Origin of the sequence: Mycobacterium sp. NBC_00419, from assembly GCF_036023875.1 — a bacterium.
Lineage (GTDB): Bacteria > Actinomycetota > Actinomycetes > Mycobacteriales > Mycobacteriaceae > Mycobacterium.
On sequence record NZ_CP107931.1, the window covers coordinates 5,255,239 to 5,278,666 of the forward strand.

General features: G+C 67.3%; 18 protein-coding genes. 11 read left to right on the top strand and 7 right to left on the bottom strand.

Features of this window, described 5'->3' with window-relative positions:
- Positions 1–35 precede the first annotated feature (35 nt).
- Both OG976_RS25150 and OG976_RS25155 read left to right on the top strand, forming a co-directional pair.
- Positions 36–1,958 carry a flavin-containing monooxygenase gene (locus tag OG976_RS25150; RefSeq protein WP_328355249.1) on the top strand — a complete coding sequence of 641 codons (1,923 nt, stop codon included), beginning with the start codon at positions 36–38 and terminating at the stop codon, positions 1,956–1,958.
- Positions 1,955–2,842 carry an SDR family NAD(P)-dependent oxidoreductase gene (locus OG976_RS25155; RefSeq protein WP_328355252.1) on the top strand — a complete coding sequence of 296 codons (888 nt, stop codon included), beginning with the start codon at positions 1,955–1,957 and terminating at the stop codon, positions 2,840–2,842. The genes OG976_RS25150 and OG976_RS25155 overlap by 4 nt, the downstream gene beginning before the upstream one ends.
- A 19-nt stretch (positions 2,843–2,861) precedes the next feature.
- On the opposite strand, the gene OG976_RS25160 is transcribed toward OG976_RS25155, so the two are convergent.
- The 4 genes from OG976_RS25160 to OG976_RS25175 all read right to left on the bottom strand — a co-directional run bounded on the left by OG976_RS25160 (position 2,862) and on the right by OG976_RS25175 (position 6,128).
- Positions 2,862–3,842 (bottom strand): Dabb family protein, encoded by a 981-nt coding sequence (locus OG976_RS25160; RefSeq protein WP_328355255.1) that lies wholly within the window; start codon positions 3,840–3,842, stop codon positions 2,862–2,864.
- Between the two features lie 67 nt (positions 3,843–3,909).
- Positions 3,910–4,833: an alpha/beta hydrolase gene (locus tag OG976_RS25165; protein WP_328355258.1), complete on the bottom strand. Its 924-nt coding sequence runs from the start codon at positions 4,831–4,833 to the stop codon at positions 3,910–3,912.
- Positions 4,830–5,672 carry an IclR family transcriptional regulator gene (locus tag OG976_RS25170; RefSeq protein ID WP_328355260.1) on the bottom strand — a complete coding sequence of 281 codons (843 nt, stop codon included), beginning with the start codon at positions 5,670–5,672 and terminating at the stop codon, positions 4,830–4,832. Before OG976_RS25170 ends, OG976_RS25165 begins: the two co-directional genes overlap by 4 nt.
- A 144-nt stretch (positions 5,673–5,816) precedes the next feature.
- Positions 5,817–6,128 (bottom strand): 2Fe-2S iron-sulfur cluster-binding protein, encoded by a 312-nt coding sequence (locus OG976_RS25175; RefSeq protein WP_442930388.1) that lies wholly within the window; start codon positions 6,126–6,128, stop codon positions 5,817–5,819.
- Positions 6,129–6,260: 132 nt separating this feature from the next.
- Here OG976_RS25175 and OG976_RS25180 point away from each other — a divergent pair, with 132 nt between their 5' ends.
- Positions 6,261–7,874, top strand: a complete 1,614-nt coding sequence (locus OG976_RS25180) for a flavin-containing monooxygenase (protein WP_328355262.1) — start codon at positions 6,261–6,263, stop codon at positions 7,872–7,874.
- 55 nt (positions 7,875–7,929) lie between these two features.
- Positions 7,930–8,697 (top strand): glucose 1-dehydrogenase, encoded by a 768-nt coding sequence (locus OG976_RS25185; RefSeq protein WP_442930389.1) that lies wholly within the window; start codon positions 7,930–7,932, stop codon positions 8,695–8,697.
- Between the two features lie 15 nt (positions 8,698–8,712).
- Here OG976_RS25185 and OG976_RS25190 read toward each other — a convergent pair whose 3' ends face one another.
- Together OG976_RS25190 and OG976_RS25195 are read right to left on the bottom strand one after the other, a co-directional pair.
- Positions 8,713–9,210, bottom strand: coding sequence for a DUF302 domain-containing protein (locus tag OG976_RS25190; RefSeq protein ID WP_328355264.1), 498 nt, complete (start codon positions 9,208–9,210; stop codon positions 8,713–8,715).
- 3 nt (positions 9,211–9,213) lie between these two features.
- On the bottom strand, positions 9,214–10,419 hold the full coding sequence (locus OG976_RS25195) for a thiolase family protein (RefSeq protein WP_328355267.1): 1,206 nt from the start codon (positions 10,417–10,419) through the stop codon (positions 9,214–9,216).
- 95 nt (positions 10,420–10,514) lie between these two features.
- Here OG976_RS25195 and OG976_RS25200 point away from each other — a divergent pair, with 95 nt between their 5' ends.
- The 4 genes from OG976_RS25200 (at position 10,515) to OG976_RS25215 (ending at position 15,952) form a co-directional block, all read left to right on the top strand.
- Positions 10,515–10,997: a winged helix-turn-helix transcriptional regulator gene (locus OG976_RS25200; protein ID WP_328355270.1), complete on the top strand. Its 483-nt coding sequence runs from the start codon at positions 10,515–10,517 to the stop codon at positions 10,995–10,997.
- A gap of 35 nt (positions 10,998–11,032) precedes the next feature.
- Positions 11,033–12,367, top strand: a complete 1,335-nt coding sequence (locus tag OG976_RS25205) for a hypothetical protein (RefSeq protein ID WP_328355273.1) — start codon at positions 11,033–11,035, stop codon at positions 12,365–12,367.
- A 262-nt stretch (positions 12,368–12,629) separates the two neighbouring features.
- Positions 12,630–13,058, top strand: coding sequence for an MmpS family transport accessory protein (locus OG976_RS25210; protein WP_328364001.1), 429 nt, complete (start codon positions 12,630–12,632; stop codon positions 13,056–13,058).
- Complete coding sequence (locus OG976_RS25215; protein WP_328355275.1) at positions 13,055–15,952, top strand: MMPL/RND family transporter; 2,898 nt, start codon at positions 13,055–13,057, stop codon at positions 15,950–15,952. The genes OG976_RS25210 and OG976_RS25215 overlap by 4 nt, the downstream gene beginning before the upstream one ends.
- 29 nt (positions 15,953–15,981) lie before the next feature.
- On the opposite strand, the gene OG976_RS25220 is transcribed toward OG976_RS25215, so the two are convergent.
- On the bottom strand, positions 15,982–16,272 hold the full coding sequence (locus OG976_RS25220) for a hypothetical protein (RefSeq protein ID WP_328355277.1): 291 nt from the start codon (positions 16,270–16,272) through the stop codon (positions 15,982–15,984).
- A 41-nt stretch (positions 16,273–16,313) separates the two neighbouring features.
- On the opposite strand from OG976_RS25220, the gene OG976_RS25225 reads away from it, so the two are divergent.
- From OG976_RS25225 to OG976_RS25235, 3 genes are all read left to right on the top strand, one after another.
- Positions 16,314–17,246 (top strand): DUF389 domain-containing protein, encoded by a 933-nt coding sequence (locus OG976_RS25225; RefSeq protein WP_328355279.1) that lies wholly within the window; start codon positions 16,314–16,316, stop codon positions 17,244–17,246.
- A 61-nt stretch (positions 17,247–17,307) separates the two neighbouring features.
- The gene (locus tag OG976_RS25230) at positions 17,308–20,622 is read left to right on the top strand and encodes a transglutaminase family protein (RefSeq protein WP_328355282.1); all 3,315 of its coding nucleotides are present in this window, start codon (positions 17,308–17,310) and stop codon (positions 20,620–20,622) included.
- 89 nt (positions 20,623–20,711) lie between these two features.
- Positions 20,712–23,393 (top strand): circularly permuted type 2 ATP-grasp protein, encoded by a 2,682-nt coding sequence (locus tag OG976_RS25235; protein ID WP_328364005.1) that lies wholly within the window; start codon positions 20,712–20,714, stop codon positions 23,391–23,393.
- Positions 23,394–23,428: the final 35 nt, after the last annotated feature.

Genomic DNA, 23,428 nt, shown 5'->3' on the forward strand with positions numbered 1-23,428 from the left:
GCCACGTGCAGTCAGCTCTTCGATACTCAGGCGCTATGAGCATGAGACCATCTGCCGTTGCGCCGAGCACCGACGTCGACACGAGCACGCTGCGCGCGCACCTGCTGCGGGCCGATCCCGGGGTGCTGGTGGCCGCCCTGGCGCAGATGACCGGCGATGCGTCGGTCATCGACCGCTACGGCCCCAAGATCGACCACGTCCCCGACCCACCGGAACGTGCCGGCACGACCGATCCCGACACGGCCGAAGCGCTGGCCGACGAGATCGTCGCTGCACTCGGGCGCCCGCGACCTGTTGGTGCCACAACCGCCGTCGACCGCGACCTGTTCGTCAGCGTGCTGCCGATCGCACTGGGTTCCGATGTCGATGACGAATACGTGGATCTGCTTCTCGAGCAGGGTGGATTTCGCCCGTCGCAGCCCACATTGCCCCGGACCAAACCGATTCCGTCCACGACCACAATGGCGATCATCGGCGCCGGCATCGCCGGCATCGCCGTCGCGTTGGCCGCGGCCGAAGAGGGCGTTCGATTCGAGATCTTCGACCGCAACGACGACGTCGGCGGTACCTGGCTGACGACGACGTATCCGGGCATCGGAGTGGACACGCCGTCGGCCTACTACTCGCTGTCGCGCGACGTGAACCCGGACTGGTCGAGCTACTACCCGACAGGCGGGGAGTACCAGGCGTATCTGGTGGCGCTGGCCGACAAGCACGACCTGCGTCGCCACATCCGGTTCGGTACCGAGGTCGAAGCACTGTGGTGGGACGAGGCGCGCCAGCAGTGGCAGATCCACTCCCGTTCTGCCGACGGCGCCCGCAGCATCGACTACGCCAGCGTCGTCGTCACTGCCGCCGGCTACCTGAACCGGCCACGATTCCCCGACCTGAAAAGCCGAGACACCTTCTTCGGTAACAGTGTTCACTCGGCACAGTGGGACCCGACGCTGAACCTTGCGGGGAAGAAGGTGGCCGTCATCGGGGCAGGCTGCACCGCTGTGCAGATCGTGGACGCCTGCGTCGAGGAAGTCGAGCACCTCACGGTGTTCCAACGCCAACCGCACTGGGTGGCGCCCCGCAAGCGCCTCTCCGATGAGGTGCCCGAGCACCGCCGCTACCTGGGCCGGGTGCTGCCCTTCTACGCGATGTGGCACCGGCTCAAGGCATACTGGGCGACTGCCGACAACAACTACCCGGTCATCCTGCAAGATCCGGAGTGGTCGCAGACGCACGTGTCGATCTCGCCGGCCAACGACGTCTTGCTGCAGATGTGCCTGGACTACATCGACCGCATGTTCGGCAGCGACACCGAGTTGGCACGCAAGGTCACACCGGACTTCGCGCCGTACGGGAAGCGCATCATCCGTGATCCCGGAGGCTATTACGCCGCACTGACCCGCGACCACGTCGATGTCGAAGCCGGCGAGCCCGCCGAGGTGAACGCTCGCGGCATTGTCACCGCCGACGGCCGCCAGATCGACCTCGACGTCATCGTCTACGCCACCGGCTACCACCTCGACTTCCTGTCCACGGTCGACATCCGCGGACGCAACGGAAAGACCCTGGCCGCGGAGTGGGGTGACAGTCCGCGGGCCTATCGGGGCGGGACAGTCCCCGGATTCCCGAACCTGTTCATCACGTCGGCGCCCAACTACAGCCCGGGACATGGAGCGGGCGCCAACTTCTCGATGGAGGTCCTTGCGCACTTCATCGTGGAGTGCTTGCAGCTCATGGCATTACGCGACGCCACGACGATCGAAGTCACTCAGGGCGCCTTCGACGACTACGTCGCCGGGATCGACGAGGCAATGCAGCGCACCGTCTGGTGCCATACGCCGAATGCCCACACCTACTACCGGTCGGAATCGGGCCGCGTCGTCGTGGCGACCCCGTACCGGCTGGTCGACCTCTGGCGAGCGCACCGGGCTCCCATCGAAGACGATTTCATCCTGCAATGAGTCAGATCCTCGCCGGGAAAACGGCATTGGTGACGGGAAGTAGCCGGGGAATCGGGCGCGCCATCGCCCAGCGACTGGCGGCCGAAGGCGCCACGGTTGCGGTCACGGCCCGGGCCTACACCGCCTCGCCGTCGCGGCGTTCCGGGGCAGCCGAGGCGTTGCCCGGCACCATCGCCGAGACGATCGCGCTCATCGAAGAGGTCGGCGGTGAAGCGTTCGGTCTGGCTGCCGATCTCGACGACGACGCGGCGCGCGAGGGCCTGATCGACGCGGTGGTGGAACGTAGCGGCCGGATCGACATCGTGGTCAACAATGCCGGCTTCGCCGATTACGGGCTGGTTGAGGACATGTCGTTAGAGACATTCGATCGGACCGTCGAGCACTATCTGAGGACACCGTTTGTCTTGACGAAGTACGCAGTGCCGCACATGCGGCGACAGGGCGGGGGATGGATCGTCAATATCGGCTCGGTAACCGGGGTGGCCCCGGTTCGGCCGTACCGTGACTACAACAAGACCGCCGGCGACGTTGTCTATGCATCCTGCAAGGCGGCGTTGCACCGATTCACCCAGGGTGTGGCCGCCGAACTGCTTGACGCGAACATCGCTGTGAACTGCGTCGGCCCGTCGACGGCTGTACTGACTCCCGGCGCCGCGTCATTGATACCGGACGGCTTCCCCACCGAGCCGGTGGAATACCTGGCCGAGACGGTCTTGGCGATGTGTCACCTACCCGCCGAACAGCGGACGGGCCTGGTGGCCTTCAGCCTGCATTACCCGTGGGCACAGGAGCTCCCGGTGCACTCCCTCGACGGGCTCACCGTGTTGCCGCCGTTGGAGCCGCCGGCGACGGCGAATCCGAACATCCTGCCCGCCGGACTGTGACGGTCTGTCGACGGTCGCCTCAGAGCACCGCCGCGGGCATGTCGCAGAAACTGTGGCATACCCGGTCTCGCACGATCATGTCCGTCGTCTCGGGATCGAACCAGCGGTCCACCACAGCCCAGTGGACGGGATGCATCAGGTAGGGGCCCATCAGACCGTCGACATCGGTGAACTCCTGCTCGAACACGTGGGTCCACCGCGTCGTCCCGATCGCCTCGTCGACTTTGCTGAGCTGCCATGCCTGGATCGTCGGCACACAGCGGGGCATCATCGCCAGTTCTTGTTCGAACGCGGTGACGTCTTCGGTGGAGACCTCCGCCGGCACCCGCAGTAGCAGCGTTCGATACACGGTGCCGCTACCGCGCCGCCGGGGTGTTCCGCGGTAGGTCACGCCGTTGACGTTCGTAATTGCCTCGTCGCGCAGGACATCGTCGAAACCGCATTCCGTCCAGTCGGTGTGGTCCCGGAACCGCAGGTGCACCAGAATATCGCCGCCATTGCGCGAACCGGTCAACGTCGGTTGCACCAGTGCCCGCTGCGAATCACTGGCTTCGGCTGCCTGCCGCAGCATGGCGAGTACTCGCTCACGCTCGGACTCGACGACATCAAGTAGTCGGGTGACGCCCACCCTCTCGGTACCGGGCGAGTCAGGCAGTGCCACAGTGGTTTCGGCGTCTCCCAGGTCCTCGGCACGCGACGCTACGCTGCGGCTGCGCTCGTCCACCAGGTGGGAAATGTCCTGCCACCAGCGCGCGACCGCCGGGTCGGGTCGAGCGCGCCAGGTCATCTGCCACCAGGCCTGCGGGCTGGGCAACGCCCAGGTGATGGTCACGACGTTGGTGCGGTCGTCGGACAGCATCGGTGGGCTCACCATGACGTCGCGCAGATCCATACCGCGATCACGAGCACCTGGGACGTAGCCGGAGAGGTAGGCGTCGATGAAAGCCCGCGCGCAGCCAGGGGCGGTGACGACGCGGTCGATGACGAACACCTCGGCCATGTGCGCGAGGTTACGGGTTGCGACCGGCGTGCGGCCCCTGGTGCTCCCGGCCATCGGGAGATCACCGTCAGCGGTTGAGCACCTCACCCAGCGATCGACTGGCCTCCCGCCGAGCACGGTGGGCGATGTCGAGCATGGGCATCGTCATGAAGCCGTGGATGCCGCCCTCGTAGGACCATCGGGTGGTCGGTACGCCGGCGGCGGCCAACGCGTTCGCGTAGGCGATGCCCTCATCGTGCAGGGGATCATGTCCGGCCAGCACGATGATCGACGGTGGCAGACCTGTCAGATCCGCCTGCAGCGGTGAGGCATAGGGATGTCGGCGATCGTCGAGCGCGGGCACGTACTGATCCCAGTACCACTGCAACGCCGGGCGAGGGTTGTAGAAGCCTCGGCCATAGCGGCGATACGACACGGTGTCGAAGTCGGCTGCGATCATTGGATACAGCAGGAGTTGCGCGGCGATGGCGGGGGAGCCGTGGTCGCGTGCCATCAGTGCGGTCACTGCCGCGAGGTTGCCGCCGGCGCTGTCTCCGCCCACCGCGATCCTGGTGACATCGCCGCCGAGTTCGGCGGCGTGCGCCGCGGCCCATCGGGTGGCGGCAAGTACATCTTCGGCTGCGGTGGGCCACCGATGCTCGGGCGCTAGCCGATAGTCGACCGAGACCACCACGGCGGGAATGAGATTGGCCAGATTGCGGCACAAGCCGTCATGACTGTCGAGGTCGCAGAAGACGAATCCGCCGCCGTGGGCGTAGACGAGTATTGGCAAGGAATCACTGGCGTTGGGCCGGTATACCCGGACCCTGATGCGGCCTCCCGCCACATCGACCTGGTGGTCGGTGACCCGGAAAACGGGTTCGGGGTCCGGGTTGGGGACAACGCGGCCGCGGATCGCCGCGCGGGCCTGGGCGCCGGTCATCGTATGCACCGGCGGAAACCCCGCATCCAGGGTTTCCACCATGGCTGCGATCTGAGGATCGAGCGTCACGCCGGCTGAAGGGCTGCCGAGTCCCGCGGCCCGACGGGGCGCGGCCCGGGACGCAGCGGGCGCAGCGGCTGCAGTGTGGGGGCGACACAGCCGGGACCGTCGTGAGCGCTGCGCCAGACAGCCATCGCCGTCATTCGCACCGGAGCCACCAGCCGGCCGTCGAATGTCATCCGGCTCATCGGGCCACAGACCGATATCGCGGCCACCGCCTGCCCCGGCGGGCCGACGGGTGCGGCAACGCAACCGAAGCCGGGCAGCGATTCTTCACGCTCGAAAGCCGCCCCGTGTGCGCGCACCTTGTCCAACTCGGCGACCAACTGCGCAGCTGTGGCGATCGAAAAGCGCGTTTTGCGATCCGACAGGTCGACCTCTGTGATGCCGTTCTCGGCGAGGATTGCTTTGCCCACCGCCGTACAGTGTGCCGGTTGGCGCCCACCGACGCGGGTGGGGATCGCCGCTCCCAGGTGGTCGCCGATCTTTTCCAGGTACACCACGTCGGAGCCATCCAGGACCGCAAGGTGGACGACCAGTCCCGTGGCCCGGTGCAGATCACGCAACAGCGGGATGGCTGCTTGATGAATGCGGTCCTGGTGCAGCGCCAATGATCCCAACTCGACCAGGCGCATCCCCAACTCATAGTCGCGGCCATCGCGGCGCAGCCAGCGCAGCGCGACCAGGCGTTCGAGCATGCGGTGCGCCGATGACCGCGGCAGCCCGGTGCGGCGCACGACCTGCGCCAGTGTCAGCCGCCCCGGCCCGTCGAAGGAGTCAAGAACCAGCGAAATCCGATCGATGACGGCGCTCGGCGTCTCGCCGGCCTTCTCGACAGCCATGGTCATGAGGCCCTCCTCGGTGCAGCGGTATACCAACCCGCTATATGACTATTAGTCATATACTTGTAGCACAGGTTTGTGGCCGCTGTCACATGAAACACCGGGCAACTTTGACTCCGGTCAGCGGAAGCCTCTGGTGGGAAATCGATTTCAGAATTCGATGCGGAGGGCGTCGGAGACCGGCCTGGCCTGGCAGCTCAAGATCAGTCCGTCGGCGAGGTCCTCCGGCTCGAGGATCTCGCAGCTGGCCATCTCCACCTCGCCATGCAGCACGGTCGCGACGCACGACCCGCACCGACCCTCCTTGCAGGAGTACGGCACGTCGATCCCGGCGGCGATCATGGTGTCGAGCAGCGTCGTCCGCCGGGGCCAGCGCACATGGTGGCTCGTGCCGTCCACATCGACCTGGACGCCGGCGCTGTCGCCACCGCCGGGATCGGTGCTGTTGTCGACGTCGGACATGAGCGCCGATTCTGGCGCGGAGGTTTCCCGCCGCCAAGCCGCCAGGTCCGATGTCCGGGACGTTGGGGTTCGGCGTCCGGTGACCGGGAGGCACCCTGCACGGGAGGGTGGGGGCCACCTACCGTTCGGCGCGTGAGCAGCGGATCGAAGTCCTATGTTGACGTCGTGGTGGTGGGGGCCGGGTTCGGCGGCCTCTATGCCCTGCACAAGTTCCGTTCCCAGGGACTGTCGGTGCGGGTATTCGAAGCCGCACCCGATGTGGGAGGCACTTGGTACTACAACCGTTACCCCGGTGCGCGGTGTGATGTGGAAAGCGTGGACTACTGCTACTCGTTCTCCGACGAGTTGCAGCAGGAGTGGACGTGGACTGAGAAGTACGCCACTCAAACTGAGATCTTGGCCTACATCAACTGGGTTGCCGACAAGCTCGATCTGCGGCGCGACATCACCTTCGGCACCCGGGTGATGAGCGCGGTGCTCGACGAACAGACGTTGCGGTGGACGGTGAGCACCGACGGTGACGAGAGTGTCGAGGCACGTTTCGTCGTGATGGCCACCGGTCCGCTCTCGGCAGCCCTCACCCCTGATATCAACGGCCTAGATACCTTTCGGGGCGAGGTGTACCACACCGCGCACTGGCCGCATGAGGGCGTCGACTTCACCGGCAAACGCGTCGCCGTGATCGGCACCGGATCTTCAGGCGTCCAATCTATTCCGATCATTGCCGACCAAGCGCAACAGCTGTACGTATTCCAGCGCACGCCGAACTACAGTGTGCCGGCAGGCAACCGGCCGTTGACGGCAGACGAGATAGCCGACGTCAAGGCCAACTATGCCGAGCGGCGGCGAATGTCGTGGCGCAGTGGTGGTGGCTCACCGCATGTTGCCCATCCACAGCTGACGATGGAGGCCACCCCGGAGGAACGCAGGGCAGCGTTCCAAAAGCGTTGGGAGCTCGGCGGCGTGCTGTTCTCGAAGACCTTCGCCGATCAGATGGTGTCCCTGGAATCCAATGACGAGGCACGCAGATTCTACGAAGAGAAGATCCGATCCGTGATCGATGATCCAGCGCTCGCGGATCTGCTCATCCCGACCGACCATCCGATCGGTACCAAGCGGATCTGCACCGATTCCAACTATTTCCAGACGTTCAATCGGCCCAACGTCCGGCTCATCAGTGTCCGGAACACCCCGATCGAAGCGATCGACGAGACGGGGATCGCCACCACCGACGAGCGCTTCGAGATCGACGTACTGGTGCTGGCCACCGGGTTCGATGCCATGACGGGCACGCTGGCCAAGATCGACATCGTCGGTCGTCACGGTCAACGGTTGGTCGACGACTGGTCCGGTGGGCCGCGCACCTATCTGGGATTGGGAACCGACGGATTTCCCAATCTGTTTCTGGTGTCCGGGCCGGGGGCGCCGGCAGTGTTGGCCAACATGGTGCTCCATGCCGAGGCCCACGTGAATTGGATCGCCGATGTCATCGGCTACCTCGACGGTCACGGCTACACCGGGATCGAACCGAGCGCCAGCGCCGTCGAGAGCTGGATGGCCGAATGCGCGCAGCGCGCTGAGGCGACGCTGTTCACCAAGGCCAATTCCTGGTACGTGGGAGCGAATGTGCCCGGCAAGCCTCGGCAATTCATGCTGTTCATCGGCGGCTTCGGGACGTATCTGGATATCTGCAACGAGGTGGCTGCCGCCGGCTACAAGGGGTTCGACCTTCTCAAGGTGCCCTAGATGAAAGCCTCACTCGGAAGACGACATGACCGCTGCGAGAGGAAGGCTGTCAGGAATGGCTGATTCATTGCAGGGCAAGGTCGTCCTGGTCACCGGTGGTGCCCGGGGGATGGGCGCGGCATTCGCGCGAATGGTGGCCGATCGCGGCGGGCAGGTGGTGATTGCCGACGTACTCGACGACGAGGGTGCGGCTGTTGCGGCCGAACTCGGGCCGGCCGCGCGCTACGCCCCCCTCGACGTCACCGACCGCGAGCGCTGGAGTGCCGTCGTGGATTTCGCGGTCGCGGAATTCGGATCACTGACCGGGTTGGTCAACAATGCCGGCGTGTCGACGGGGCAGTTCATCGAGCACGAACCCGTCGACCACTTCCGTTCGGTCCTGGAGGTCAACCTCGTCGGTGTCTTCAACGGAATGCAGTCCGTCATCGCGCCGATGCGGGCCTCCGGCGGCGGCTCGATCGTGAACATCTCCTCGGCCGCGGGACTGATGGGGCTGCCCATGACCGCCGGGTACGGCGCATCGAAATGGGGTGTGCGGGGCCTGACCAAGGTCGCTGCCGTCGAACTCGGGGCCGACCGGATCAGGGTGAACTCGGTGCATCCCGGCATGGTGTACACCCCGATGACGTCGGGCATCGGAATCCAGTTGGGGGAGGGCAACTTCCCCGGGGCGCCGATGGAACGCATCGGTGTCCCCGAGGAAGTTGCCGGTGCGGTCGGGTACCTGCTGTCCGACGACGCCGCCTACACGACGGGATCGGAGATCGCCGTCGACGGCGGCTGGACCGCCGGTCCGACCGTGCGCTCGATGATGGGCGAGTGAACGCGGCCGCGCGTGTCAATGCGAGCAGGTCACCGTCGCGGCGAGTGCGGCCAGCTTGTCGTCGAGTTCCTCGGCGGCACTGAGCAATTCCTGGTTGGGCGCCACGACCATCAGCGACGAGGGCTTGACGTAGGTCAGGCTGCTGCGCCCGCCGTCCTCGTCGAGGAGCAGAACTTCGACAGGGGCGAACAGCCCGGCCGTCACGTCGTGGCGCAGCATCGTGATCGCGATCAGCGGGTTGCCGAGGATGACCCGCATCGCCTTGCGCTCGAGGCCCGCCTTGGTGATCCACGCGCCGTGGTCGAACAATGCGAACAACATGAATCCGCTCGGGCCCGCATGCCGCTCGAGCGCATCCCGGTACGACGTCCAGTCCGGGCTGGCCACCGTGATCTCCTCGATGGGCACGCGCTGCTCGCCGATGTCGGCGAGCAGCGCGGTCAGTAGGTCCTCGAAGCTCTTGGCACTGTCGTAGCGCACTCGCACGCCGCGGAACCCGATCTCGGTCGGCACGGGCTAGCCGAGCCGCTCGATGATCGTCGCGTTGGCCATACCGCCGCCTTCGCACATCGTCTGCAGGCCGTAGCGCCCACCGCGCTGCTCAAAGGCGTTGACGAGGGTGGTCATGATCCGCGCCCCGCTGGCGCCCAACGGATGGCCGATCGCGATGGCGCCGCCGTTGACATTGGTCCGGGCCAAAATCTCATCCCGGCTGTGCGCCCCTCTTACGTCACTGGCCCAGGCCAGCACCACCGGCGCGAACGCCTCGTTGACTTCGAACAGGTCGATGTCGGCGATCGTCAGCCCGGCGCGTGCGAGCACCTTCTCGGTCGCCGGGATCACTCCGGTCAGCATGTACAGCGGATCGGAGCCGACGACGGTGGTGGTGTGGATGCGCGCCAACGGCGTCCAGCCCCGCTTGCGGGCCACCTCACTGGTGGTGATGAGCACCGCTGCACTGCCGTCGGACAGCGGCGAGGAGTTACCCGGGGTGATGTTCCAGCCGATCTGCGGAAACCGTTGGGCGACAGCCTCGTTGTAGAACGCCGGCTTGAGGCCCGCCAGGGTGTCGACGGTGGTTCCGGGACGGATGATCTCGTCGGTCTGCAACCCCGCGATCGGCACCAGCTCGTTGTCGAACAACCCGTCCTTGGTGGCGCGGGCCGCTTTCTCGTGGCTGGCCGCCGAGAACTCGTCGAGTTCGGTGCGCGAGAGGTTCCAGCGCGCCGCGATCAACTCGGCGCTGATGCCCTGGGGCACAAGGCCTTCGGAGTAGCGCTGTGCGAACCCGACACCGAACGGATCGCTGCCGGGCAGTACCGAGGATCCCATCGGCACCCGGCTCATCGACTCCACGCCGGCAGCGATGACGATGTCGTAGGCGCCCGCGATCACGCCCTGGGCGGCGAAGCTGATTGCCTGCTGGCTGCTGCCGCACTGGCGGTCGACGGTCGTGCCCGGCACCGACTCCGGGAAGCCGGCGCCCAGCAGTGCGTTGCGGGCGATGTTGACGGCCTGGTCGCCCACCTGGGTGACCGCACCGGCGATCACGTCGTCGATCTCGGCCGGGTCGACGCCGCTGCGGGTCACCAGCTCCGAGAGGCTGTGCGCCAGCAGATCGGCGGGCAGCACACCATGCAGTGCGCCGCCGGGCTTGCCCTTGCCCACCGGGGTGCGCACCGCCGCCACGATGACCGCGTCGCGCCCTGAAGTTCCGGTCATGACATCCTCCTGAGACTCCACTCTGAGTATTGCTTTATATACCCAGCTATACCACCTGGGTATACTTCAAACAACCCAGAGGGGAGGTGACGTCGGTGACAGTCCTACAAGGACCCCTGGCTGACCGGGATAGCTGGTCAGCGGTGGGGAAGTGCCCGATCGAAAAGACCATGGCCGTGGTCGGCACCAAGTCGGCGATGTTGATTCTGCGGGAGGCCTACTACGGCACCACCCGGTTCGACGATTTCGCGCGCCGGGTCGGCATCACCAAGGCCGCGACGTCCGCGCGGCTGACCGAGCTCGTCGACGCCGGGCTCCTGACCCGGCGTCCCTACCGCGAGCCGGGCCAGCGGGCGCGCGACGAGTACGTGCTCACCGAGGCGGGCACCGACCTGATGCCCGTGGTGTGGGCGATGTTCGAATGGGGCAGGCGCCACCTGGGCGACGAGACCCGGCTGCGGCTGACCCACCGGGGCTGCGGAGCCGAGGCGACCGTCGAGATCCGATGCGCCGAAGGACATCCCGTGCCACCCGACGAACTGGGTGTGGCGCTGCGGAGGCGAAGCGGCACTGACTAACCCGGGCCGGCGCCACCGCCGTCTAGCATGAGCCGGTGGACAACCAGCTGGCCTACATCGATCAGGCGTCATTCCTGGGCTTGCGCGCCCTCGGGCACAGCCCGCAGGAACAGATCGCCTGGATCTACGACCACCCGATCGACATCGACGCGGTGCGCCGCCTGCACGCCAATCTCGGCTACACACTGCTGGGCCGTCTGATCGAACGTTCGCCCCTGCCGTTCGGGCGGCATCGCTGGGTCGCCGCGCCGCGCCAGGCCGACCTCGACGTCGCCCCTGCCGCACGGCCGCGCGAGGAGTTATTGGACTGGCTCGACGAACAGGTTCGCATCCCGATCGACCCCGAGTTCGGCCCGGCATGGCGCATGGCCGTCGTGGGGTTCACCGACGGCGGCGGCGCGGTGACGCTGATCGTGTCGCATTCGGTGTCCGATGGCGCTGGCATGGTGCTGTCCCTTATGGCGGCGCTGCACGGCCAGAAGATGGAACTCGGCTACCCGCCCGCGCGTTCGCGCCCCCTCGGACGCGCGCTGCGCGACGATATTCGCGAGATCGCGCGAGCTGTTCCGGCGATGGGCACAGCCGCGAAGGCGGCAGTCAAGCTGGGTCGCGAAGAGGCCGGTGCCCCCAAGTCGCAGGACACCGCCACTCCACCGCCGATCGACCATTCGCCCGGGGCCGGCGCGCTGACCCTCATCCCGACCGTGGCCGCTTATATCGACGCCGACGTGTGGGACGCCCGCGCGGCCAGCCTCGGTGGGACCAGCAACTCGCTGGTCGCCGGGGTGGCCACCCTGCTCGGTAAGACGCGGGGCCGGATCGGACCCGACGGACTGGTGACGATCAACTTCCCGGTGAGCGAGCGGACGCTGACCGACACCAGGGCCAATGCTCTCACCGGAATGACCATCAAGGGCGACCCCGAGACCGTGACGGCCAGCCTCGAGGGCCTGCGCGCCAGCGTGCGGGAGGGATTCAAGGCTCTCGAGAAGGAGAGCAACAAGCTCATTGCGCCTCTGCCCTTGACCCCGCTGACCTCGAAGCGCCTGCTGCGGCGGCTGGAGAAGATGACCACGGGTGGCGAGAAGTCGGTGGGCTGCTCCAATGTCGGGCACCTCCCGGATGATGTGAACCGGATCGACGGGACCGAGGCCGCGTCGTTCTGGGCCCGCGGCGTGGAATGGCCCGTCACACGCGACACGCTCGACCAGATCGGCGGTTCGTTGATGGTCGCGTCGCTGCGGATGGCCGGCACGATACTGGTGGTGACTCAGGCCTGGTATGCCGGCGGCCCCAACGACAAGAAAGTGCTGGCTGAGCAGTTCGACCAAGCGCTGAAAGACTTCGGCGTCGAGGCCACGCTGCTCTAGCGCTGTGAGCTGATCCGAGCAGGGATATGCCCATGACGCTTGTCACACGGGCTAGGATCACACAACGGTTAGTTCTACTATGTAGCGGTGCTAACTGCAGCCGTGGTACCAAGTCAGGGGCAACTGCAGGAAGCGAAGGGGGCGGGTCATGAGTCTCGATAGCCGGACCTACTCCTCGACACCGTCAGAGGCTGAGTCCACTGCCACGGCACCGGCCGCCGGTGACGCCGCCAAGCGCCCCACGAAGCGGCGCGGCTGGCTGATGCGCGGCTTCCGCAAGATCTGGCTGCCGGTGGTCATCCTTCTCGTCGTCGCGGTGGCCGGCTTCAGCGTGTACCGCCTGCACGGCGTCTTCGGCAAGACCGAGATCACCCGCGCGGGCTCGGGTCTGGCCAACGACACCAAGCCGTTCAACCCCAAGACGGTGACCTACGAGATCTATGGGCCGCCTGGGACCGTGGCCACCGTGAACTACCTCGACCTCGACGCCACGCCGCAGATCGCCCGCGACGTCACCCTGCCGTGGTCGCTGACCCTGACCACCACCGCGCCTGCCGCCTCGGCCAACATCGTGGCCCAGGGCGACAGCGATACGATCGGCTGCCGCATCACCGTCAACGGCGAACTCAAGGACGAAAAGACCTCGACCGGGGTGAACGCCCAGACCTTTTGTCTGGTCAAGTCGGCATGATCACGCTGAACAAAAAGGACCGACCACAGGCCGACGAGCACGGTAAGCGCCCGCACATTGCGCAGTGGGTGCGGTGGCTGTCGGTCCCGATCATCCTCGGCTGGCTGGCGCTGACGGTCGTCACCAACGTGGTGGTGCCCCAGATCGAGGTTGTCGGTCAGGCGCAGTCGGTGCCGATGGCGGCCCCCGACGCCCCGTCGACGATCGCGATGAACACGATCGGCAAGACGTTCAAGGAGTTCAACTCCAACACCTCGGTCATGATCGTGCTGGAAGGCCAGCAGCCGCTGGGTGACGCGGCGCACAAGTACTACGACGACATCATCAGCAAGCTTGTCGCCGATAAGAAGCACGTCGAGCACGTCCAGGACTTCTGGAGCGATCCGCTGACCGCATCGGGCTCGCAGAGCGAGGACGGCAAGTCCGCCTACGTGCAGGTCTATCTGGCCGGCAACATGGGCGAGGGCCTGGCCAACGAGTCGGTCGAAGCAGCCAAGGCGATCGTGCAGAGTGTGCCGGCCCCACCCGGGGTCAAGGCCTACGTCACCGGGCCGTCCGCACTGATCGCCGACACCCACATCGCCGGTGACCGCAGCCTGCAACTCATCACCCTGCTGACCTTCGGCGTCATCACGGTGATGCTGCTGTTCGTCTACCGCTCAATCGCCACCGTCCTGCTCGCGATGTTCATGGTGTTCCTCGAACTGGCAGTGGCCCGCGGCGTGGTGGCCTTCCTGGGTCACCATCATCTGATCGGGCTCTCCACGTTCGCGGTCAACCTGCTCACCATGCTGGCCATCGCCGCGGGCACCGACTACGTGATCTTCCTGTTCGGGCGCTATCAGGAAGCCCGGTCCAAAGGTGCCGACAAAGAGTCCGCCTACTACGAGATGTTCCACGGCACCGCGCACGTGATCCTCGGATCCGGCCTGACCATCGCCGGTGCCATGCTCTGCCTGCACTTCACCCGCAGCCCGATGTTCAGCTCGCTGGGTATACCTCTGTTCATCGGCATGCTCGTCGTCGTCTGCGCCGCGATGACATTGGGACCATCCGTGGTGACGGTAGCCAGTCGCTTCGGCCGGCTGGAGCCCAAACGTGCCTCGCGTGAACGCTTTTGGCGGCGTATCGGAACCGCCGTCGTGCGCTGGCCGGGGCCGATCCTGGTGGCGACCACCGCGCTGTGCCTCATCGGTCTGCTCGCGCTGCCGGGCTACCGTACCGACTACAACGACCGGCACTACCTGCCGCCGGACATCCCGGCCGCCGAGGGCTTCGCCGCCGCCGAACGGCACTTCCCGGCCGCTCGGCTCAGCCCCGAGCTGTTGATGCTGCAAAGCGACCACGACCTGCGGAACTCGGCGGACTTCCTGGTCATCGACCGGGTGGCCAAGGCCATGTTCCACACCCCGGGCATCGGACGGGTGCAGACCATCACCCGACCACTGGGCTCGCCCATCGAGCACAGTTCGATCCCGTTCATGCTGGGCATGCAGGGCACCACGCAGACCCTGAACCAGTCGTATCTCGACGACCGGATGAAGGACATGCTCAAGATGGGTGACGACATGAACGTCTCCATCGCCACCATGACCCAGATGTACGACCTGATGGGCGAACTCAACGCCACCACCCACAGCATGGTCGGCAAGATGGACCTGACGCTGGCCGACATCCAGACGCTGCGCAACCACATCGCCGACTTCGACGACTTCTTCCGGCCGATCCGCAACTACCTGTACTGGGAACCGCACTGCTTCGACATCCCGATGTGCTGGTCGATCCGGTCGGTGTTCGACACCCTCGACGGCATCGACACGATGACCGACGACTTCCAGAGCCTGGTGCCCAACCTCCACCAACTCGACATCCTGACCGCTCAGATGCGCACCCTGATGCCGCCGATGATCGAGACGATGAAGTCCATGCGGACCATGCAGCTCACGATGCAGAGCACGCAGGCCGGCATGTACGACCAGCTCGCGGCCCAGCAGGACAACCAGAGCGCGATGGGTAAGGCCTTCGACGAGGCCAAGAACGACGACTCGTTCTATCTCCCGCCGGAAGCCTTCGACAATCCCGACTTCCAGCGCGGCATGAAGATGTTCCTGTCGCCGGACGGAAAAGCGGTGCGGTTCATCATCTCTCACGAGGGTGATCCGATGTCTCCGGAAGGCCTCAGCCACGTCGACCCGATCAAGAACGCGGCATTCGAAGCCATCAAGGGCACCCCGCTGGAAGGGTCCAAGATCTACCTCGCCGGAACCGCGGCCAGCTACAAGGACATGCAGGACAGCGCCAACTACGACCTGCTGATCGCCGGAATCGCCGCGCTCTGCCTGATCTTCATCATCATGCTGATCATCACCCGGGCCGTGGTCGCCGCCGCGGCGATCGTCGGCACCGTGCTGCTCTCCCTGGGGACCTCGTTCGGCCTGTCGGTGCTGGTGTGGCAGGACCTCATCGGTCGCCCGCTGCACTGGATGGTGCTGGTGATGTCGGTCATCATCCTGCTCGCCGTCGGATCGGACTACAACCTGCTGCTGGTGGCCCGACTCAAGGAGGAAGTCGGTGCCGGCATCAACACCGGCATCATCCGGGCCATGGGCGGTAGCGGTTCGGTGGTGACCTCAGCGGGTCTGGTGTTCGCGGTGACGATGGCGTCGATGGCCTTCAGTGAGCTGACCATCCTCGCCCAGGTCGGCACCACCATCGGCATGGGTCTGCTGGTGGACACCCTGGTGATCCGCTCGTTCATGACGCCGTCGATCGCCGCGCTACTGGGCCGCTGGTTCTGGTGGCCGCAGCGGGTTCGCCCGCGTCCGGCGCCCTCGCCGTGGCCGCAGCCGAAAACCGATTCGGCGCAACCTGTTTCGGCCGACTCTTCGCCCTAGCGACTCCTCGTCCTATCGGCCGCGCGTAACTACTTCATGGCGTTGCGGGCGCCGTCGAGGCAGCCGCGCTCGAACTGTCCGCTCTGCTGGGCGCTGCGGTCATGGCAGTAGGCGGTGATCGACTCGTCGTGGGCCTGGTAGCCGCCCTCGTGCACCCAACGCTGGGCGTCGGTGTACCCGGCCCAGTATGACGAGTCCTTGCGCTCGGAGACGGCCATGAACACCGCTGCCAGAACGGCGAACACGACGATCGCCAGCAGTGTGACGAACCACTGTCTGGCCAGCCACGGCCGTAACCATTGCGGTATCCAGCGATGCACGGCTCCGATTCTCGCACCCGTGGCGAAGTAGTCTCGCGGTTGTGCTGCATCTGCGGGTGATTGCTCCGGTCGATCTGCGCGACGAGGTGGTCGGCGTGCTGCGGCGCCACCCCGGGGTGACGCATCTGGTCGTGCACCGCGACGCGGCACTGGAGCCCGCCGGTGACGAGATCAGCGCCGACATCGCCAGGGAAAGCGCCAACGACGTCGTCGACGACCTCAAGGCCCTCGGCTTGCACAGCCGCGGCGCGATCACCCTCGACGTCGTCGACACCGTCGTCTCAACCGCGGCCTACCGGGCCGAGAAAGAGGCCGACGGCGACCCGGGCGACGCCATCGTGTGGGAGGAACTCGCCGCCCGCACCCGCGAGGAGTCCACGCTCAACATCACATTCCTGTTGTTCCTGTGCCTGGCATGCATGATCGCCGCCGTCGGTGTCGTCACCGACTCCCCGGTGACCGTCGTCGGCGCGATGGTCGTCGGCCCCGAGTTCGGGCCGCTGGCCGCGCTGGCGGTCGCGCTGGTGCGCCGCAGGCTCGACCTGGCCCGCCGGGCCTCGATCGCCCTTCTGGTGGGCTTCCCGGTCGCCATGGCGGCCACCGCGGCGTTCGTGCTCGGTGGTGAGGCGCTGGGCTGGATCCAGTTGCAGAGCACCCGTCAGCTCGATGAGGTGGACTTCATCTTCCAGATCGGCCCGCTGTCGTTCGTGGTGGCACTGCTGGCCGGTGCGGCGGGCATGCTGTCGCTGGTGTCCGCCAAATCCGCCGCACTGGTGGGAGTGTTCATCTCGGTGACCACGGTGCCCGCCGCCGGCTTCGCCGTCGTCGCGGCGTCGGTGGGGGACTGGGACATCGCCGTCGAGTCGGCCGCTCAGCTGCTGCTCAACCTGGTCGGGATCACGGTGGCCGGCGTGCTGGTGCTCGCGGTTCGGCGCCGCCACGCCAGCCGGCACCGGCAGGTTAGGGCACACTGAGCAGCGGCCCGCCGCGCGTGCATCCTGCGCGGCCCTACCTCTTGTGATGGGATTGGGGCCTATGGGTATCAAAGTGGCGCTGGAGCACCGGACCAGCTACACCTTCGATCGGTTGGTCGAGGTGCATCCGCACGTGGTCAGGCTTCGACCGGCACCGCACAGCCGCACGCCCATCGAGGCGTACTCGCTGGAGGTCGAACCCGCCGACCACTTCATCAACTGGCAGCAGGACGCATTCGGCAACTTCCTGGGCCGGCTGGTGTTTCCCAGTCGCACCCGGCAGCTGACCATCAAGGTCGGTCTGATCGCCGACCTCAAGGTCATCAACCCGTTCGACTTCTTCATCGAGGACTACGCCGAGACCTATCCGTTCGCCTATCCCAAGGCCCTCAAGGACGACCTCGAGCCCTACCTGCGTCCGGTCGACGAGGGTGACGAAGGTTCCGGGCCCGGCGACCTCGTCGGGTCCTGGGTGCGGGACTTCTCCGTACCGCCGGGCACCCGCACCATCGACTTCCTCGTCGCGCTGAACCGGGCGGTCAACGCCGACGTCGGCTACAGCGTGCGCATGGAGGCGGGGGTGCAGACCCCCGACCACACGTTGCGCAGCGCCATCGGATCCTGCCGCGACTCGGCCTGGCTGCTGGTGTCGATCCTGCGCCAACTCGGCCTGGCCGCCCGATTCGTGTCGGGCTATCTGGTGCAGCTGTCCTCCGACGTCGAAGCTCTCGACGGGCCGTCGGGCCCGGAGGCCGACTTCACCGACCTGCATGCCTGGACCGAGGTCTACATTCCCGGCGCCGGCTGGATCGGACTGGACCCCACCTCGGGATTGTTCGCCGGCGAGGGGCACATCCCGCTGGCCGCCACCCCGCACCCGTCCTCGGCGGCGCCCATCACCGGCGCCACCGGCGTGGCCGAGACCACGCTGGACTTCTCCAACACCGTCACCCGCGTGCACGAGGACCCGCGCGTCACGCTGCCCTACACCGATGCCGCCTGGGCGGCCATCAACGAGCTGGGGCTGCGCATCGACCGGCGCCTCACCGACGCCGACGTGCGGCTGACCATGGGCGGCGAGCCGACGTTCGTCTCGGTGGACAACCAGGTCGACGACGAGTGGAACACCGCCGCCGACGGCCCGCACAAGCGCGAGCGCGCCTCCGCGCTGGCGGCGCGGCTCAAGGCGGTGTGGGCGCCCTACGGTCTGGTGCAGCGCAACCAGGGCAAGTGGTATCCGGGAGAACCGTTGCCGCGCTGGCAGATCGGACTGCATTGGCGCCGTGACGGCCAACCGCTGTGGAGTGACGCCTCGCTGCTGGCCGACCCGTGGGGCCCCGAGCGTTACGACACCGAACCGCTGGCCGCCCAGCAGGTGCTCTCGGTGGTCGCCGCGAGCCTGGGCCTGCCCGCCACCCAGGTGCGCCCGGCCTACGAGGACCCGCTGAGCCGACTGGCCAGCGCGGTGCGGCTGCCTGCGGGCGAGGCGGTCGAGGCTAGCGACGACCTGGCGGCCGATGCACCCGAGGCCCGGGCCGGACTGCTGGCCCGGCTCGAGGAGCCCGTCGCCGAGCCGGCCGCTTACGTGCTTCCGGTGCATCGCAGCGACGACGACTCCTCGTGGGCCAGTGCCGACTGGCGCCTGCGCCGGGGCCGCGTCGTGCTGTTGGACGGGGACTCGCCCGCCGGGCTGCGACTGCCGCTGAACTCGATCAGCTGGCGCCCGCCGCGCAGCACCTTCCCTGACGATCCGATCGCCACCGCCGCGGCCGACCTGCTCGTCGGCCCGGACGGCGCGGACGCCGTCCTGGAGGACCCGGAGACCGCGCCGACCACCGCGATGGTCGCCGAGGTGCGCGACGGGGTGCTCTACATCTTCATGCCGCCGACCGACAAGCTCGACCACTTCGTCGACCTGATCGCACGGGTTGAGGCCGCCGCGGCCAAAGTCGGCTGCCCGCTGGTGGTCGAGGGCTACGGCCCGCCGTCGGATGCCCGCCTGGAGTCGATGTCGATCACCCCCGACCCGGGTGTCATCGAGGTCAACGTGGCGCCCAGCGCCGGTTTCGCCGAGCAGCGCCAGCAACTGGAGACGCTCTACGAGGAAGCCCGCAAGGCCCGGCTGTCCACCGAGTCGTTCGATTTCGACGGCACCCACGGCGGCACCGGCGGCGGCAACCACATCACGCTCGGCGGCATCACCCCGGCGGACTCTCCGCTGCTGCGCCGCCCCGACCTGCTGGTGTCGCTGCTGACCTATTGGCAGCGCCATCCGGCCCTGTCCTATCTGTTCGCGGGCCGCTTCATCGGGACCACCTCGCAGGCGCCCCGCGTCGACGAGGGCCGCTCCGAGGCGCTCTACGAACTGGAGATCGCGTTCGCCGAGATCGCCCGGCTGACCGCCTCAGGTGCGCCCGCTGCGTGGATCACCGACCGGGCCCTGCGCCACCTGCTCACCGACATCACCGGCAACACCCACCGCGCCGAGTTCTGCATCGACAAGCTCTACAGCCCGGACAGCCCGCGCGGACGCCTGGGCATCCTGGAGCTGCGCGGCTTCGAGATGCCGCCGCACTTCCAGATGGCCATGGTGCAGTCGCTGCTGGTGCGCTCGCTCGTGGCATGGTTCTGGAACCAGCCGCTGCAGGCGCCACTGATCCGCCACGACCTCAACCTGCATGGTCGATACCTGTTGCCGCACTTCATTATTCACGACATCGCCGATGTCTGCGCCGAACTGCGGAGCCACGGCATCGACTTCGACACCAGCTGGCTGGACCCGTTCACCGAGTTCCGCTTCCCCCGCATCGGCACCGCCGTCTTCGACCACGTCGAGATCGAACTTCGGGGTGCCATCGAGCCGTGGAACACCCTCGGCGAGGAATCCGCAGGCGGCGGTACCGCCCGCTACGTCGACTCCTCCGTCGAGCGCATCCAGGTGCGCACCGTCGGCGCCGACCGGCAGCGCCACGTCCTCACCTGCAACGGCTATCCCATCCCGATGCTGGCCACCGACAATCCCGACGTCCAGGTCGGCGGGGTGCGCTACCGGGCCTGGCAGCCGCCGAGCGCCCTGCACCCGACGATCACCGTGGACGGACCGCTGCGCTTCGAATTGGTCGACGTCGCCAGCGGGACATCGCGCGGCGGATGCACGTATCACGTGTCCCATCCCGGCGGACGCGCCTACGACAGCCCACCGGTCAACGCCGTGGAAGCCGAATCCCGGCGCGGGCGGCGCTTCGAGGCCACCGGCTTCACGCCCGGCAAGGTCGACGTGGCCGACCTCCGGGAGAAGCAGGCTCGCCAGTCCACCGATGTCGGCGCGCCGGGAATCCTCGACATGCGCCGGGTGCGTACCGTGCTGCAGAACTGATGGGGTCGCCGACCCGGGCGCTGTCCGGGTCGGAGCCAACCGTAGGTTTGCAGGAGTCACAGAGGTGGTTGAAACAGGAGGTGGGGCCGTTGTCGCTGTCGGCTGCCGGCTCTGACCTCAGCCGGCCCAGCCACGACCCGGACCGCCTGCTCGCGGGCTATCGAGCCGCCCGTGCGCAGGAGCCGCTGTTCGACCTGCGCGGTGGCGGCCCGGGGGCTTTCGGGCATTTCGGCAGCACCGGCTACGACGAGTTCGTCGACGCCACCGGCACCGTCCGGCCGTCGTGGCAGGAACTCGGCGATCTGATCGGTGAACGCGGCCGGGCCGGGCTGGACCGGCTGCGCGGCGTGGTGCGTGGTCTGGTCGACAACGACGGCATCACCTACATCGAGATCGACCGGCACGGTGAGGCCGTCACCAACAACCAGGGCATCTCCCTGCCGGGGCCCTGGCATCTCGACGGCATCCCACTGCTGCTGTCGGCCGCCGACTGGGACATTCTGGAAGCCGGGGTGGTGCAACGCTCCAGGCTGCTCGACGCCGTGCTGTCCGATCTCTACGGCCCGCGCCGGGCACTCACCAGCGGCATCCTGCCGCCGCAGCTGCTGTTCGCCCATCCCGGCTACATCCGGGCCGCCCGCGGTATCGAGAACCCGGGTCGCCATCAGCTGTTCATGCATGGCTGCGACCTGAGCCGGGCCGCAGACGGCCGGTTCCTGATCAATGCGGACTGGACCCAGGCGCCCTCGGGGGCGGGCTATGCGGTCGCCGACCGCCGGGTGGTTGCCCATGCCATCCCCGATGTCTACGAGCGGATCGGCCCGCGACCGGTGTCGCCGTTCGCCCAGGCGCTGCGGCTGGCCCTCATCGATGCCGCACCGGATGCCGCCGAGGATCCCGTGGTGGTGGTGCTCTCGCCCGGTATCCACTCCGAGACGGCGTTCGACCAGGCCTATCTGGCGTCGGTGCTGGGTTTCCCCCTGGTCGAAAGTGCGGACCTGGTGGTCCGCGACGGCAAGCTGTGGATGCGCTCGCTGGGCACCCTCAAGCGGGTGGACGTGGTGCTGCGCCGGGTCGACGCCGAGTACGCCGATCCGCTGGACCTGCGCCCGGATTCCCGCCTCGGTGTGGTGGGCCTGGTCGAGGTGCAGCGCCGTGGGGCGGTCACCGTTGTCAACACCCTCGGTGCGGGGATCTTGGAAAGCCCAGGGCTGCAACGGTTCCTGCCGCAACTCGCGGAGCGGCTGCTGGGGGAGAAGCCGCTGCTGGACACCCCGCAGTTGTACTGGGGCGGATTCGACAGGGAACGTCAGCACCTGCTGTCGCGATTGTCGTCGTTGTTGATCAAGTCGACGGTCGGACCCGAGACGCTCGTCGGTCCGGCCCTGTCGGCCGCCGAGCGCGAGCAGGTCGCGGCCCGCATCGAGGCGCAGCCCTGGCAGTGGGTGGGCCAGGAACTGCCGCAGTTCTCCTCGGCGCCCACCGACCACTACCCGGGAGCGCTGTCGGCCGTCAGCGTCGGGATGCGCCTGTTCACCGTGTCCCAGCGCGGCGGATACGCCCCGATGGTGGGCGGTCTCGGCTACGTTCTCGCCCCCGGTAACGCGGCCTACAAGCTCAACAGTGTTGCCGCCAAAGATCTTTGGGTGCGTCCGCCGACGCGGGCCAAGGCCGAGACGATCACCGTCCCGTCGGTGGAGTTGCCCAGCGGCACCCGCTTCATCAGTTCGCCGCGTGTGCTGTCGGACCTGTTCTGGATGGGTCGGTACGCCGAGCGCACCGAGCACCTAGCGCGGCTGCTGATCGTCACCCGCGAGCGCTATCACGAGTACCGCTACCGCCAGGACATGGAAGGCAGCGAGTGCGTGCCGGTGCTTCTGGGTGCGCTCGAACAAGTCACCGGAACCGATTCGGCGACAACGACTTCCTACGCCGAGACGGTGGCAGGCGCCCAGCGCACGCTGTGGTCGCTGACCGCCGACCGGCAGCGGCCGGGCTCGTTGGCGCAGTCCATCGAAGGTCTGGGCCTGGCGGCGCGTTCGGTACGTGACCAGATGTCCAACGACACCTGGATGGTTCTCGGCGGCGTCGAGCGGGCGCTGGCTCAGCAGGCGGGCTCACCGCCCTCACCGCAACGTGGGTCACGGGTCGCCGACGACACCCAGTTGGCCGCCGCGCAGCAGCAGACACTGGCCGGCATGCTCGCGCTGTCCGGTGTCGCCGCCGAGTCGATGGTCCACGACGCCGGCTGGATGATGATGGATATCGGCAAGCGCATCGAACGCGGGCTGGGGCTGACTGCCCTGCTGCGGGTGACCCTGACCGTCGAGCGCAGCCCGGGCGCCGAGCAGACCATCACCGAATCCGCTCTCGTGGCGTGTGAGTCCTCGGTGCTCTACCGGCGCCGCAACCTGGGCAAGGTTAGTGTGGCTGCCGTGGCCGACCTCGTGCTGTTCGACGGGGAGAACCCGCGATCACTGGTCTTCCAGCTGGAACGACTGCGTACCGACCTGCGGGCGCTGCCCGGTGCCTCGGGATCGTCGCGGCCGGAGCGCATCGTCGACGAGATCAGCACCCGGCTCCGTCGACTCGATCCCGCCGAGCTGGAAGAGGTCGACGACGAGGGGCACCGGGCCGAATTGGACGGCCTGCTCAAGGGTGTGGAGATCGGGCTGCGTGAGCTGTCCGACATCATCACCCGTACTCAGCTGTCGCTGCCGGGCGGCATGCAGCCGCTGTGGGGACCCGACCAGCGCCGGGTGGTGCCGTGAGCGGGGGACCGGCGGGCTGGAGCGAAGCGACTGGG

What these genes read in the sequence shown, in the direction of transcription:
- OG976_RS25185 (WP_442930389.1), top strand. Translation starts at nt 7,930, where the DNA reads ATGGCTGATTCATTGCAGGGCAAGGTCGTCCTGGTCACCGGTGGTGCC.
- OG976_RS25195 (WP_328355267.1), bottom strand. Translation starts at nt 10,419, where the DNA reads ATGACCGGAACTTCAGGGCGCGACGCGGTCATCGTGGCGGCGGTGCGC.
- OG976_RS25155 (WP_328355252.1), top strand. Translation starts at nt 1,955, where the DNA reads ATGAGTCAGATCCTCGCCGGGAAAACGGCATTGGTGACGGGAAGTAGC.
- OG976_RS25210 (WP_328364001.1), top strand. Translation starts at nt 12,630, where the DNA reads ATGCGCGGCTTCCGCAAGATCTGGCTGCCGGTGGTCATCCTTCTCGTC.
- OG976_RS25150 (WP_328355249.1), top strand. Translation starts at nt 36, where the DNA reads ATGAGCATGAGACCATCTGCCGTTGCGCCGAGCACCGACGTCGACACG.
- OG976_RS25215 (WP_328355275.1), top strand. Translation starts at nt 13,055, where the DNA reads ATGATCACGCTGAACAAAAAGGACCGACCACAGGCCGACGAGCACGGT.
- OG976_RS25230 (WP_328355282.1), top strand. Translation starts at nt 17,308, where the DNA reads ATGGGTATCAAAGTGGCGCTGGAGCACCGGACCAGCTACACCTTCGAT.
- OG976_RS25175 (WP_442930388.1), bottom strand. Translation starts at nt 6,128, where the DNA reads ATGTCCGACGTCGACAACAGCACCGATCCCGGCGGTGGCGACAGCGCC.
- OG976_RS25170 (WP_328355260.1), bottom strand. Translation starts at nt 5,672, where the DNA reads ATGACCATGGCTGTCGAGAAGGCCGGCGAGACGCCGAGCGCCGTCATC.
- OG976_RS25160 (WP_328355255.1), bottom strand. Translation starts at nt 3,842, where the DNA reads ATGGCCGAGGTGTTCGTCATCGACCGCGTCGTCACCGCCCCTGGCTGC.